Annotated in this window: 14 protein-coding genes and 1 other RNA gene; 5 read left to right on the forward strand and 10 right to left on the reverse strand. The window is 41.8% G+C overall.

Translation table 11 applies throughout. From position 1 onward, the window contains the following. Nucleotides 1–21: 21 nt before the first annotated feature. A complete protein-coding gene (locus DXX94_RS16965) occupies nucleotides 22–954 on the reverse strand; it encodes a sodium-dependent bicarbonate transport family permease (protein WP_116017713.1) in 933 nt (310 codons plus the stop codon). Between the two features lie 3 nt (nucleotides 955–957). Next, on the reverse strand, nucleotides 958–1,227 hold the full coding sequence (locus DXX94_RS19215; protein ID WP_147302308.1) for a hypothetical protein: 270 nt from the start codon (nucleotides 1,225–1,227) through the stop codon (nucleotides 958–960). A gap of 184 nt (nucleotides 1,228–1,411) precedes the next feature. On the opposite strand from DXX94_RS19215, the gene DXX94_RS16975 reads away from it, so the two are divergent. Continuing rightward, complete coding sequence (locus tag DXX94_RS16975; protein WP_116017717.1) at nucleotides 1,412–2,344, forward strand: LysR family transcriptional regulator; 933 nt, start codon at nucleotides 1,412–1,414, stop codon at nucleotides 2,342–2,344. A 168-nt stretch (nucleotides 2,345–2,512) separates the two neighbouring features. Here DXX94_RS16975 and DXX94_RS16980 read toward each other — a convergent pair whose 3' ends face one another. Continuing rightward, nucleotides 2,513–2,881 (reverse strand): hypothetical protein, encoded by a 369-nt coding sequence (locus DXX94_RS16980; protein ID WP_116017719.1) that lies wholly within the window; start codon nucleotides 2,879–2,881, stop codon nucleotides 2,513–2,515. A gap of 330 nt (nucleotides 2,882–3,211) precedes the next feature. Here DXX94_RS16980 and DXX94_RS16985 point away from each other — a divergent pair, with 330 nt between their 5' ends. Further along, nucleotides 3,212–5,392: a prolyl oligopeptidase family serine peptidase gene (locus tag DXX94_RS16985; RefSeq protein WP_116017721.1), complete on the forward strand. Its 2,181-nt coding sequence runs from the start codon at nucleotides 3,212–3,214 to the stop codon at nucleotides 5,390–5,392. 194 nt (nucleotides 5,393–5,586) lie between these two features. On the opposite strand, the gene DXX94_RS16990 is transcribed toward DXX94_RS16985, so the two are convergent. The 5 genes from DXX94_RS16990 to smpB form a co-directional block, all read right to left on the reverse strand. Continuing rightward, a complete protein-coding gene (locus DXX94_RS16990) occupies nucleotides 5,587–6,174 on the reverse strand; it encodes a hypothetical protein (RefSeq protein WP_116008735.1) in 588 nt (195 codons plus the stop codon). Nucleotides 6,175–6,179: 5 nt separating this feature from the next. Then, nucleotides 6,180–6,515: an STAS-like domain-containing protein gene (locus DXX94_RS16995; protein ID WP_116008734.1), complete on the reverse strand. Its 336-nt coding sequence runs from the start codon at nucleotides 6,513–6,515 to the stop codon at nucleotides 6,180–6,182. Then, complete coding sequence (locus tag DXX94_RS17000; RefSeq protein ID WP_147302309.1) at nucleotides 6,502–7,512, reverse strand: hypothetical protein; 1,011 nt, start codon at nucleotides 7,510–7,512, stop codon at nucleotides 6,502–6,504. The genes DXX94_RS16995 and DXX94_RS17000 overlap by 14 nt, the downstream gene beginning before the upstream one ends. 167 nt (nucleotides 7,513–7,679) lie before the next feature. Then, nucleotides 7,680–8,031: a transfer-messenger RNA gene (ssrA, locus tag DXX94_RS17005) on the reverse strand. 135 nt (nucleotides 8,032–8,166) lie between these two features. Beyond that, on the reverse strand, nucleotides 8,167–8,655 hold the full coding sequence (smpB, locus tag DXX94_RS17010; protein ID WP_116008732.1) for an SsrA-binding protein SmpB: 489 nt from the start codon (nucleotides 8,653–8,655) through the stop codon (nucleotides 8,167–8,169). A 144-nt stretch (nucleotides 8,656–8,799) separates the two neighbouring features. Here smpB and DXX94_RS17015 point away from each other — a divergent pair, with 144 nt between their 5' ends. The 3 genes from DXX94_RS17015 (at nucleotide 8,800) to DXX94_RS17025 (ending at nucleotide 10,633) form a co-directional block, all read left to right on the forward strand. Then, nucleotides 8,800–9,231, forward strand: coding sequence for a type II toxin-antitoxin system RatA family toxin (locus tag DXX94_RS17015; protein WP_116017725.1), 432 nt, complete (start codon nucleotides 8,800–8,802; stop codon nucleotides 9,229–9,231). After that, nucleotides 9,231–9,575: an RnfH family protein gene (locus tag DXX94_RS17020; RefSeq protein ID WP_116017727.1), complete on the forward strand. Its 345-nt coding sequence runs from the start codon at nucleotides 9,231–9,233 to the stop codon at nucleotides 9,573–9,575. The genes DXX94_RS17015 and DXX94_RS17020 overlap by 1 nt, the downstream gene beginning before the upstream one ends. A gap of 407 nt (nucleotides 9,576–9,982) precedes the next feature. Further along, on the forward strand, nucleotides 9,983–10,633 hold the full coding sequence (locus DXX94_RS17025) for a glutathione S-transferase family protein (RefSeq protein ID WP_116017729.1): 651 nt from the start codon (nucleotides 9,983–9,985) through the stop codon (nucleotides 10,631–10,633). 170 nt (nucleotides 10,634–10,803) lie between these two features. Here DXX94_RS17025 and DXX94_RS17030 read toward each other — a convergent pair whose 3' ends face one another. Both DXX94_RS17030 and recN read right to left on the reverse strand, forming a co-directional pair. After that, nucleotides 10,804–11,151, reverse strand: a complete 348-nt coding sequence (locus tag DXX94_RS17030) for an outer membrane protein assembly factor BamE (RefSeq protein ID WP_116000911.1) — start codon at nucleotides 11,149–11,151, stop codon at nucleotides 10,804–10,806. Nucleotides 11,152–11,241: 90 nt separating this feature from the next. Then, nucleotides 11,242–12,945, reverse strand: coding sequence for a DNA repair protein RecN (gene recN, locus DXX94_RS17035; protein ID WP_116018617.1), 1,704 nt, complete (start codon nucleotides 12,943–12,945; stop codon nucleotides 11,242–11,244). Between the last annotated feature and the right edge of the window lie 13 nt (nucleotides 12,946–12,958).

Here is a 12,958-nt window from a genome sequence, read left to right on the forward strand (position 1 = left end):
TACTTCGCTATATTCCTAAGGTTATTGCACTAGGTAGCTTCCCAGCGCAATAAAAAACGGCACGCCAATGAGCACATTAAACGGAAAGGTAATGCCCAATGAAGCAGTAATCGACATGCCAGCGTTTGCTTCTGGCAGGCTTTCTTTCATTGCCGCAGGTACGGCAATGTATGATGCACTTGCACCCAACACAGCCATCAGCGCGACGCCGCCTGCACTTAGCCCCATCACTAGTCCCAAACCAGTGCCAGCCAAGCCGCCAATCATCGGCATTAATATCGCGAAACTAATTAAAAATATGCTGTTCTTTTTCAATGTTGAAAGTTGTTCGGCGGCAACTATGCCCATTTTCAGTAGGAAAAGTGCCAATACTCCTGAAAATAAGTCAATAAACATTGGCGAAAGCTTTTGCACGCTGGCGCCACCCATATAGCCAATAGCCAAGCCGCCTAGCATTAGTAGGATGCTTTGGTTAGCGATAAGTTCTTTTTTAATAAATTCGCCATTTACTATTTTTAAGTTGCCTTTGGCGAGCACTAGACCGACCAAAATAGCGGGCATTTCCAGCAACACGACAAACAGCGGAAAATAAGCTTCATAACTAATATTGCTTGCTTCGAGCAAGGCAACTGCTACCGCATAAGTTGCGACGCTCACCGAACCATAGTGAGCGGCTACCGCACCAGAGTTGATTTTATCTAACTGGCCGAAATAGCGTAGTAACGGATAGGCAAGCAAAGGTAAGGTTAGGCCAAACGCGATAACGACTAACGACATGGTGAGCAAGCTAGGGTCAACATGTGCTTGCAGCGCTAAGCCACCTTTTAAGCCAATGGCAATCATCAAAAACATACTTAGCGTTTTATAAAGGCCATCAGGAAAAGAAAGCTTGGCGCCAGTTAATTGGCAAACAATGCCTAAAATAAAAAATGCAACAACTGCGTCTAACATCATGGCTTATTTATCGCTGAGTATGTTGGTAGGTGTTTGGGGAGTTAACTTGGCAGTGAACTTGGTAGATAGTTTGTTAGGAAACCCCAAAGCATTTGCACGCACAAGGTTGAAAGACGCTAACGACTTTACTGTATTAACCAATGCAATTGTCATTAGCGCCGCGGCCAACAATGCAAACGCGATGAGCTCATGACCAATCACTGTGCTGGTATAGTAAAACCCAAATAGCAATAAACTGGTGATAATAACTAGTAAGGTTGTTCTTTTACTCACGATTTTCTCCGACACATTTATCATTATTTCTCGAAATTGTTCGAGCAGATTAGCGAGTTGTTGCTAAGACTTTTGAATAAAAACCAAGCAACTTCGAATGAGCGTTAGTTTACAAATCAATCAAGTTAGATAAAAATAGATAATTACTAATCATTAAATAGATAAAAATCTATAGGAGGTGATTGTGGCATCAAGACTTCATGCCCATATTGGCACCTTTAGGCAGTTGGAAATCTTGCTCGCTTTGTATCAAGGAGGCAGCGTTAAAGCAGCTTCCGAGTCATTATTTTTAACTCAGCCAACAGTTTCCATGCAGCTCAAAAAGTTAAGCGAAGCAATTGGGTTGCCGCTTTATCACCAGGTTGGGCGCAAGCTGAAATTTACTGATGCAGGCTTGGCAACAGTCAAAACAGCGCAACAAATACTGCAAAGCTGCGAAGCATTAGATATGCAGTTGTCTGACTTGCGAGGGCTAAAGTCTGGTACTCTAAGGCTTGCCAGCGCCACTACTGCTAAATACTTTATTCCTCATTTGCTGGGACCATTTTGCGAGCGGTATCCCGGTATTGATATTCAGTTTACCGTTGCTAATCGCCAGAAAGTGATCGAACGACTAGAGCAGGGGCTGGATGACTTTTATGTATTTAGTTATGTTCCTGAAGGGCTAGAGCTTGAAACCATCGAGTTTATGTCAAATGATTTAGTGGCTATCGCCGAGCAGAACCATCCACTTACAAAGCAAAAAAGGGTTTCGCTAGAGCAGTTTTGCCAGCAAGATTTTTTGATCAGAGAATCTGGTTCTGGTACCCGCTATGCGACAGAGTCATTCTTTAGCAAACAAAGTGTTAGCCCTAAAGTTAAAATGACGATTGCTAGTAATGAAGCCATCATTCACTCAGTTCTCTCTCGACTTGGGGTTTCTATTCTTTCTGCGCATACGTTGGCATTTGGCGAAATGTACGGGGTGAAAGTATTGAATGTTGAGGGCTTGCCAATAAAATCTAAATGGTCATTTTCGTGGACGAAAGCACATCATTTATCGCCAATTGCGAATGTTTTTCTAAATTATGTAGAAACAGAAGGGCGCGAAATGATGAAACAAGCGATAAAGCTTTAACAAATACAATTAGTAGCATGGGGATAAAAAATGAGCAACAAGTTAACCACTTGTCGCCCAAACTTTTTGGCTGCTATTCAATCGTATGGCTTTTCGACTGGCTAAGCTTATTTTCACTTGGTCTTAGCTTCTAAGACTTTCCCACTGGGCAAAGCCCGATTGAGAAAGTTATGCAGGTTCGGCGGTAAGTTCTTCAAAGTTTTCTCGCACTGTTGAACGCGCTTTTCGAAATTGTCGCAGCGGTCTTTTAATGCGGTCGGTAAAGGTGCGTTTTGAACGACTTAAGGCAAGACTAAATGCCGCTTGGGCGGTAGTTTGAGCATCAATTATTTGTACGTTATTAATGCCTTCTCCAACAACTTTTAGCTTGCACTGTTTGTCTTTGCCGCCGCGTAAACCATTGATATCTTGGAAACTAATAACAACGAATTTTATTTTGTCGTCAACGCGGGCAAAAGCATTTTGAACGCGATTGGCGATTTGTGCTCTAAAACCTTTGGTCAACTCAATATTGTTCGCATGGATAAAACACTTCATAGTCACCTCCGTTAAAGAATTAACCTAATCCTGCCTAAATTTTTTGATAGATAAAAATAGATAAAATTTAATGATTGTATTTATTTTTATCTAATAGTTAGTGGTCGCTACGCTACGGAGCTTTGTGGAGTGACTTTGCTACTCAAGCATTTGAATAGTGGTGAAGTGTGACTTTGCAATTTGATTAGCCAATAAAAGGCAAAAACCAACTGGTATACGTACTGGTGTAAATATCCCTTGGCAGAGGTTGTGTAAAATACTTGTTAATTTTCTCTGCTTTCAATGGTTTTTGTGTAGACTAGTGGCGACGGATTGCAGAGGAGTGCAAAAATGAACAAACAATTCACGAGCTTAGTCTCCGTGAGCGTGTTAGCAGCAGGCTTAATTGCAGGCTGTTCGGGTTTAGATAACAGTGAAAAAGTGATGAAGCAAACAGTTCAGGCTGATAGTAATTTCGATAACAAAGCCTACCCAATTACCCGCAAAGGTGAGGTAGTTGATACCTACTTTGGCAAAGACGTTGCCGACCCATACCGCTGGCTAGAAGACGATCGCAGTGAAGAAACAGGTGCTTGGGTAAAAACGCAAAACCAAGTCACCTTTAGTTATTTAGACCGAATTCCGTACCGCGAACAGCTAAAAGAGCGTTTGGCTGATTTATGGAACTATGAAAAAGTGGGTGCGCCTTTCAAAGAAGGAAAATACACCTACTTCTATAAAAATGATGGCCTGCAAAACCAATACGTGGTTTACCGTATGGTTGAAGGTGGCGAGCCGGAAGTGTTTTTAGACCCTAACAGCTTTAGCGAAGATGGCACCACGTCATTAGCGCAATTAAGCTTTTCTAAAGATGGCTCAATTGCCGCTTACTCCATTTCCGAGGGCGGTAGTGACTGGCGAAAAATCATCATTATTGATGCTGAAACGAAAAAAGTGCTAGAAGCGCCACTCGTCGATGTGAAGTTCTCTGGCATTTCATGGTTTGGCAACAAAGGCTTTTATTATTCTAGTTACGACAAGCCAGAAGGCAGCGAGCTTTCAGCCAAAACTGACCAGCACAAACTTTACTACCACGAGCTAGGTACTCCACAAGCCAATGACCCTGTTATTTTCGGTGCAACGGAAGACGAAAAGCGCCGTTATGTGGCTGGCTATGTCACCGAAGACGACAACTACTTATTGATTAGCGGCGCAACCTCTACGTCAGGTAACGATCTTTACCTAAAAGACTTAACCCGCCCTAATAGCCCGCTAGTTACTATCTTAGATAACTTTGATTCAGACACGTATGTGATTGAAAACCAAGGTAGCAAGCTTTACTTAGTCACCAACCTAAATGCGCCTAACAAAAAGGTAGTAACGGTTGATGCAAGTAAGCCATCACCAGACCAATGGCAAGACCTAATTGCTGAAACTGATGACGTGTTAACGGTTTCAACAGGGGCTGGCTACTTCTTTGCTGAGTATATGCTTGACGCCATTTCAAAAGTGTATCAATACGACTATCAAGGCAATAAAGTACGTGAAATTGCCTTGCCAGGGCCAGGTAGTGCTAGTGAAATTGATGGTAAAAAAGATGACAAAGTGCTTTATTTCTCCTTCACCAACTACAAAACACCTGGCACGATTTATAAGCTAACGCCAGACACTGGCAAGGTTGATGTTTACCGTGAATCAGGCGCTAAGTTTGACAGCAATGATTACGTGTCTAAGCAAGTGTTTTACACCTCAAAAGACGGCACGAAAGTGCCAATGATGATCACCCATAAAAAAGGGCTTGAGCTAAACGGTAAGAACCCAACCATCCTTTATGGTTACGGTGGTTTTAACGTGAGCTTAACACCTTACTTTAGCGTGACGCGTGCAGTTTGGATGGAGCAAGGTGGCATTTATGCCGTTGCGAATTTACGAGGTGGCGGTGAATACGGCAAAGCGTGGCATAAAGCCGGTACACAATTGGAAAAGCAAAATGTATTTGACGACTTTATTGCCGCTGGTGAATACCTTATTGACCAAAACTACACATCAAGCGACTACTTAGCTGTTAACGGTGGCTCAAACGGTGGCTTACTCGTCGGTGCGGTGATGACCCAGCGCCCTGACTTAATGAAAGTCGCACTACCAGCGGTTGGCGTACTTGATATGTTGCGCTACCACACCTTTACTGCTGGCGCAGGTTGGGCATACGACTACGGCACAGCCGAGCAAAGCGAAGCAATGTTTGAGTACTTAAAAGGCTACTCGCCAGTGCATAATGTGAAAGCGGGCGTAAACTACCCTGCGACACTAGTAACCACAGGCGATCATGACGACCGCGTTGTACCTGCTCACTCATTTAAGTTTGCTGCTGAACTGCAAGCTAAGCAGGCCGGCAGTGCTCCAACCATGATCCGCATTGAAACTAATGCTGGTCACGGCGCAGGCACACCCGTTTCAAAAACCATTGAACAATACGCTGATATTTACGCGTTTACTTTGTTTAATATGGGCTTTAGCGAACTGCCAAAATAGTTTTGCTGAGCAATGAAGCTAATTGCTAAATGATAAAACCCGCAAAATTGTGGGTTTTTCACTTAAAAATAAAAGAATGTTGTCCACTTCCCCATTAATAACACAGTTCTAAGTTACCTATAGGGTCATTATTCTCTTAGAGGGGGTAACAAGGCTAGGTTTTGCAAAAAACTCTATGCTAGATGAAGTGAGTCTCAGGTTAAATTGAAGAACAATAAAAACACATTTATGACTATCAAAGAGGCTAAAGTTCCTTTCTTGAATGCGTCTTTTTCTAACTGTTTATCAACCCATTTCAAAAATTTTGTGTGAGTTAAATTACTCTCTATAATCTTGTTTTCTAATTGCTCTGTTAAATTTGAAGCGGCATTAACTATATTAAAAAATACAGCGCTATTGTTGGAAGGATTAGACTTACTATCTAAGGTTAGAGCCTGCTTTAGTTTGCCTACAACAGAGTCATCCAAGACAACTTTGTAATGTTTTAGTGCTTTCTTTTTTAAAGTTAATTTTTGATATTGATACATTACCTGCATTTCATAAGAAATTCTTTCATTCTTGTCATTATCACTGAGTTGGGTAAGCCAGTAACTTGAAGCAAGCTTTAGAGTCTCATCAACTATAGAATTTACGTCTTTTGCTAATCCGTTTAATTCTGTTCTCTTGGCAAAAGAGTGTGAATTCTTCTGAATAAACCTCCATCCAACAACAACCATTATTGGAACAAAAATTGATAGAATTAACTTTATTATTTCATCATGAGAAAGAAGAAAATTAATCAACTAGATTAACCTTCTAATTTAGCTTCGTTTATATATGCAAATATCTCTTTTTTGTAAAAGTCTTGATCACTTTTTATATCTAGCACGCCTAACTCACCAGTGAGTTCCTCTTTGGTAAAATACCCTTTTCTTACTAAACCACCAAATGCTTCCTCTAGGAAAGACGAGCCTATGCCAATTTTGATGCTATCAAAATCTACGATTAACTTTGTTTTATCTTGTCGTGCTTGCTTGAGCTTATCGATCAATATTTCTCTAAAAGCCGTTCCATTATGCTTACTGTCGTCAGAGTATCGACCAAATGGGGTATCTGAAAAGTTACTTAAATCATAAACAGTCATCAATCTTCTCCACAGAATAGTCCAAAACCCATTGAATAAGTGTTCCTTCTAGTGTAAATGGAAGCTCCTTGGTTGTCACGCCTTCGGAATCGCTCTTGAAGTAGCCATTTCCACTCATAACAATTAAGTGAGAGTTAGGGAAAGTACAAGTTGCTTTAATAATATCATTGGAGCCTTTTCCTCTCTCAGGGTTCATCGTTCTAGTTATCCCCACTTTCATTGCTTCTTCGATTATTTGAGAAGAAGATAGTTCCGGGTATTGAGCTTGAAGCGTGTGTGGGATTCCTACACCGTCATCATAAATTATAAAAACTAGTTGATTGTTACCGGAGTCTAGCCAACAACATTGCCACCAGCGGCTATCCCCTAATTGGTCAAACTGATTTGCTAAGCTTTTCTTGTCATATGCATGGTAATCAATGTTTAGGATTGCTTCTTGTATTCCCCTTGTCAGTATACGTATAGAAGGAACGCTAAAATTAACGCCGTTTTGCACTAAGTTAATTAGTGTTGCGCTGATTACTTTTCCATAGTGTTCTGAGTCATGATTACTTCCACTAATATAGCCGTTGTTAGTGTGAATTAACTTTCTTACTTTACTAGCTCCACCGGGCTTTATCCCATTCCAAAAACCACTTTCAACAAGCGTTTTTTTTACTTCTTTGCTTTCAGGCAGGGTAATCTCTAAATCACTAGGTTGGTTAAGACAGAGCTGACATTTGGTAACTCTAGCAAAGATTAATAACGATGCGGCAGCAGTAATCTTTTTTAAATTCCTAAAACTTATATGAATACGGGTACCATATTCAAAAATAACAGTTTCTATGTACTTTACAAATCTGTATGTTTGATAGCTTTCATTAGGGTTGTAAATACAGAGAGTCTCTGGAGACTCAATGGTTATGCACTCATTGTCTTGGTCATATGCTGCTTTAAATACTCTTGGCAGCTTCACATAAACCTGCTTAGTTTTAGGAGGTGTAAATGTCTTTTTCATTCGCAAATATTTTTAAATACACTACAAAATCGATAGAGACAAGGAAGGTTACTTAGAATTTAAAAGTATCCATTTGCTCTCGCTAAGTGGATACAAGAATTTAATATTAGCTGTAAACGGTTTTGCTACTAATATTAAATTCAAAGAGCTATGTCTTTTTATAGAATTGGTGGAGCAGGGGGGAGTTGAACCCCCGTCCAAAAAACCTACATCCTCGGTCCTACATGCTTAGTCGTTCTATTATTTAACCAGTCAGTCGCCGAACGACAGGCTACTTTCTGGTGAGTCTGATACTGTTTCGCGGTTCACCCTCAGACAAGGTTCCCTCGCTAACCTAGTATAGTATGACCATCGCTCCGCTAGTCTACAGGTAAAACTTGACGGGGATGGCTAGCATTAAGCTGCTAGTGCGAACGTTTCGTCGTTTGCAACTATAGTTTTGCGGCTTTTTACCAGGCCAACCGCCCCTGGGCATGCACCTTGGGTTTCGCGAATCTTGTCGAATCCTGAATCTGCCCCAAAGTTTGTGGTAAGTGAATCACTTACAATAAGCGCATTGTACAGCGCTTCGTGTTGTGAAACAACGTGGTATTTTTTAACCAGTTATTGTTGTTTTTATCACTACCAATATCTTAACAAGGCTATGTGCTTGAGTTAGCCATTAAGGTTTTTGTTTTTCATTAAACGGCCTTTGTCGATCTGCCATTCGCGATCTTTGATATCAGCGCGTTTATCGTGGCTTTTCTTACCTTTACCTAAGTAAAACTCAAGTTTTACCCAGCACTGTTTCCAGTACATAGCGGTAGCAACAAGTGAGTAGCCATCACGCTCAACGGCACCAATTAAGCGGTCAAGCTCACGGCGGTTTAACAATAACTTACGGCTACGAACTGGGTCGCATACCACGTGGCTAGAGGCCGCATTAAGCGGCAAAATTTCGCTACCGACTAGGTAGGCTTCGCCGTCTTTGAGCATGACATAACAATCAGAAATATTGACCTTGCCACTGCGAATGCTCTTAATTTCCCAGCCTTGCAGGCTCATACCGGCTTCGAACTTGTCGGTTAGTGCATAGTTGTGACGTGCTTTTTTATTGAGGGCAATAGTATTGCTATTTGATTGTTTTGATTTTTTCTTGGCCATAATCGTTCCACAGTTAACCGCGCACATTATACGGACTAATCCGCAGTTTTGAATCGCCAGAGGAAAAATTATTGAATTTAGTGTGCTAGTAGTGAGCTTTTAATTTCGATTTGCTATGATCTGCGCCCTTAACGGGGGAAATTAATGCCATCAATTCATCGTAGTGCCTTGGTTATGCACAGTGTTAGTGATATGTATAACCTGATCAATGACGTACTTGCTTACCCACAATTTTTACCAGATTGCAGCGACAGTAAAATCATCTCACAAGATGATTGCTCAATGACGGCTGCGCTTAAAATTTCAAAGGGTGGGGTAACTAAGTGGTTTACCACAGAAAATACCTTAGTGGAAAACGAGCAAGTGGTATTGAACTTGGTAGATGGACCATTTAAACAGTTAACGGGTAGCTGGGATTTAACCGTATTGTCGGAAGAGGCTTGTAAGGTCACACTGAGCCTAGAATATGAGTTTTCGAGCAAAGTATTAGAGTTGGCATTCGGTAAAATCTTCAACAACATTGCCAATAACATGGTTCAGGCATTTACTCAGCAAGCGAAAAAGGTATACGGCTAATGGCAGAGCAGATTCATATTGAAGTGGTCTATGGCTTGGCGACTCGTCAAGAGCTTATTGCTTTACCTGTTGCCAAAGGTACAACCATAGAGCAAGCGATTATTGAGTCGGGCATTATGGATATGTTTGACGATATCGACCTGACCAAAAACAAAGTCGGCATTTGGAGCCGCGCCGCTAAATTAAGTGACGAGCTGGAAGATTTGGATCGTATTGAAATTTATCGCCCGCTGATTGCCGACCCGAAAGAAGTGCGTAAACGCCGCGCGGAAAAAGCCAAAGAAGAAGGCCGAGCAGATAAAGTTACTGGTGGCCGAGTTAACAATCTTAGAGCTAAACCATAGTTTTTTGTGGTTTAGCGTTTCACTCCGACTCCTGCCAATTTAATAAGCATCAATTTAGCACCTATCAAGTTAACACCTACTGATCAAACACTTACCGATTAAACGCTTAATTATCTAAGCCAAGTGGTGCACTTGGATGTGAATTCAGGAACACTCTTAATCTTGGTTAGTTGCTACCTTATCCATAAAAGGCTGCATCAAGACTTAACGTTATAACGTGCCATCGCATTAGTTGCTACTGAGGCTTCAACCAGAGCGACGACAATTTTGACACAATATTTTCTTAGTTTGGCTTCCAATTTCGTCAGCTAGTTAAGATCTTGTGAAAATTTATTCCTATAATTGAGGTCTGGTTTTGGGAATAACAACACAACCCATTTGGGCGTTTAAATAATAAGGAATTCAATATGCCTTCAATTCTTGGTGTGCCACCTTCACCTTATGTTCGTAAAGTGATTTTGGCGCATGAACACAAAAATATGCCATATGAAGTAAAAATGATGATGCCAGGCTCTGACGATGAGGCGTTTAGAGCCGCTAGCCCGCTTGGCAAAGTGCCAGTCTACGTGACTGATGATGGTTTTAGCTTTGCTGACTCGTCTGTGATGATTGCTTACCTTGAAAAGACGAATAGCACTAACTCATTGTACCCAGATGATGCTAATGACTATGCACAAGCATTGTGGTTCGAGGAGTATGCAGATACCAAGTTAACCGAAGTTACTGCTGCCCTTTATTTTCAGCGTGTTGTTGGCCCGGCATTTTTCAATCACACAACTGATGTAGAGCGTTGTCAGGAAGTGATCAATGAGTTGATTCCGCCGCAGCTTGCTTATTTAGAATCGCAGCTTACAGGTGACTTTTTTGTCGGTGATAAACTAAGTATTGCAGATGTTTGTATTGGTGGTGCGTTAGTGAATTTGCTTCATGCTGATTATGAGCTTGACGCTGCTAGCTACCCGAAACTTATTGCATTCCAGCAGCGTTTCTTCAGTATACCTATGGTGAAGCAGTGCATTGAAAGCGAACAACAAATGTTTGCAGGCGCAAAATCATAGAAGCTTCACTTTGCAAATAAGTTAGCTAGCTAGAAAGTTTTACTAAATACGACAACATTAAAAAAGCAGCCATTAGGCTGCTTTTTAGTTTTTCGCTTATCGCTAATTGAGCAAAGTTGCTAGTTACTCATGATTAGCAAGGCGTGAGTTGCTTTTTTAGCTATCTTTTTCTAGCTATCATACGGTGTGTTGAAGTTTTCTGAAAGTTCAAAATCACCTTCAGCAGACACTAGCTTGTTATCAACAAACTTAACGATAAAGTCTTTACGCGCATCAAAGTCTGAGTTTCTGCCAGACTTGAATTGATAAACATAGTGCCAAGTGTCTTGCTCGAATGAGTCAATCACCACTGGGCTACCTAAAATAAACTTTACTTGTTCTTTGGTCATGCCCACTTGTAAACGGTCAATATCTTTTTGTTCAAGGTAGTTACCTTGAGGGATATCAATACGATATACCCAACTTGAGCATGCGCTGGTGGTCAGCGCAAGCGCTAAAATTATGCTTCTTGCTAACATGAAAAACTAAAATCCTACTACATGTGACAGAGGATAATACCCAAGCGAACTGAGAGTTACAAAACAATTCACAATAAATTTACTTCGTTGTTATCCTGCCAATAATTCTTGAGCATTCGCTAAGCTGCTCTCGGTAATGGTGTTGCCTGCTAATAAGCGGGCAATTTCTTTGACGCGCGCGCCCTCACTAAGTTCCGTAACGCTGGTTTCGGTATGCTCACCATCGGTTAATTTCGCCACAAATAACTGTTGGTGGCCCTTACACGCCACTTGTGGCAAGTGAGTGACACAAATTACTTGCGTATTTTTCGCCAGTTGTTGCAGTTTAGCACCGACCATTGCCGCTGTTGGGCCACTAATACCAACATCCACTTCATCGAAAATAAGGGTTGGTGAAACCACTTTATCGGCAAGGATAACCTGCATGGCAAGGCTAATACGAGAAAGCTCACCACCTGAGGCGACCTTGTGCATGGCCTCTAAGCTTTGCCCAGGATTAATACTGACAACGAACAATACTTCGTCTTGCCCTTGAGCGCTTGGCTTATCTGATGAAAGCGGCGTAATCGCGACATCAAACTGACCGTGCGGCATATTTAACGTTTGAATACTGGTAGTCACGTCGCTGCTAAGTATTTTTGCTGCTGCCATGCGTGAATCGGTGAGTACTTGCGCGGCCTCAAAATAACGCTGCTTGGTTTGCTCTATTTCATCAGCTAGCCCTGCTAAGCGAGTTTCGTCACCCGTTAAGCCGTTTAGCTCTAACGCTAGTTGTTGGTGGTAATCAGGCAATTGCTCTGGTGCGACTTGATGTTTTTTCGCCAATTGAATTGCTTGTGAGTAACGCTCTTCAATCATGCTAAAGGCTTGAGGGTCTAGCTCTAGGCGATCGTGGTAGTGACGCAAATCGTTATTGGCTTCGTCAAGTTGCACTACCGCATCATTGATGATGGCGGCGATATTGGCGAGTTCGCTATCGTAATGGGCGAGTGTCGATAGGGTGTCGTGACATTTTTGCAGTGCATCTAGCGCATTAAACTGTTCGTTTTGCGAAAGAATATGCAGTGACTCCATGGTATCAGACAAAATCTGCTGACTATGGCTAAAGCGTTTGAAGTCAGCTTCAAGTGTTTGAAACTCATCAGCTTGCAATGAAAACTCATCCAACTCGTGTACTTGGTACTGCAATAACTGTTTTTTGGCTTCGCGCTGTTGCTGGCTAAGCTCTAGTGCTTCTAATTCTGCTACTTGCTTTCGGTAGCTCTGATAATAGTGCTTAACGTTGTCGATAAGGTCATCATGCCCAGCGAATGCATCTAGCATTTTGCGCTGCTCAATGGGTTTAATGATAAGCTGATGATCGTGCTGACCGTGAATATTGATCAGTAACTGGCCAAGCTCTTTTAATTGTGCCAGAGGTACTTGGCTGCCATTGATGAATGCACGAGAACGACCTTCGGCAGAAATCACACGGCGAAGAATACATTCTTGTGCTTCAACAGTGCCCCCTGTTGAATCACTATCGGATTGACTTTGCTGTAGCTCCTGACTTATTAACCATTGCTGCGCGAGCGTGTTATTGGTGACATCAAACGTGGCTGCTAAATCCGCTTTTTTTGCCCCAGGCCTTACCGTGTTTGTGGTTGCGCGCTCACCTAAACAAAGGCCAAGTGCATCTATTGCGATAGATTTACCTGCACCGGTTTCACCAGTAATAGTGGTCATGCCTTGTTGCCAGTCGATATCCAGAGCTTTGACAATGGCAAAATTTTGAATGGTCAGTTGTAACAGCATAGTCATGTATAAA

The organism is Thalassotalea euphylliae (genome assembly GCF_003390375.1).
GTDB classification, from domain to species: Bacteria; Pseudomonadota; Gammaproteobacteria; order Enterobacterales; family Alteromonadaceae; genus Thalassotalea_F; species Thalassotalea_F euphylliae_A.

What these genes read in the sequence shown, in the direction of transcription:
- DXX94_RS16965 (WP_116017713.1), bottom strand. Translation starts at nt 954, where the DNA reads ATGATGTTAGACGCAGTTGTTGCATTTTTTATTTTAGGCATTGTTTGC.
- DXX94_RS16980 (WP_116017719.1), bottom strand. Translation starts at nt 2,881, where the DNA reads ATGAAGTGTTTTATCCATGCGAACAATATTGAGTTGACCAAAGGTTTT.
- DXX94_RS16985 (WP_116017721.1), top strand. Translation starts at nt 3,212, where the DNA reads ATGAACAAACAATTCACGAGCTTAGTCTCCGTGAGCGTGTTAGCAGCA.
- DXX94_RS16995 (WP_116008734.1), bottom strand. Translation starts at nt 6,515, where the DNA reads ATGACTGTTTATGATTTAAGTAACTTTTCAGATACCCCATTTGGTCGA.
- DXX94_RS17000 (WP_147302309.1), bottom strand. Translation starts at nt 7,512, where the DNA reads ATGAAAAAGACATTTACACCTCCTAAAACTAAGCAGGTTTATGTGAAG.
- smpB (WP_116008732.1), bottom strand. Translation starts at nt 8,655, where the DNA reads ATGGCCAAGAAAAAATCAAAACAATCAAATAGCAATACTATTGCCCTC.
- DXX94_RS17015 (WP_116017725.1), top strand. Translation starts at nt 8,800, where the DNA reads ATGCCATCAATTCATCGTAGTGCCTTGGTTATGCACAGTGTTAGTGAT.
- DXX94_RS17020 (WP_116017727.1), top strand. Translation starts at nt 9,231, where the DNA reads ATGGCAGAGCAGATTCATATTGAAGTGGTCTATGGCTTGGCGACTCGT.
- DXX94_RS17025 (WP_116017729.1), top strand. Translation starts at nt 9,983, where the DNA reads ATGCCTTCAATTCTTGGTGTGCCACCTTCACCTTATGTTCGTAAAGTG.
- DXX94_RS17030 (WP_116000911.1), bottom strand. Translation starts at nt 11,151, where the DNA reads ATGTTAGCAAGAAGCATAATTTTAGCGCTTGCGCTGACCACCAGCGCA.
- recN (WP_116018617.1), bottom strand. Translation starts at nt 12,945, where the DNA reads ATGCTGTTACAACTGACCATTCAAAATTTTGCCATTGTCAAAGCTCTG.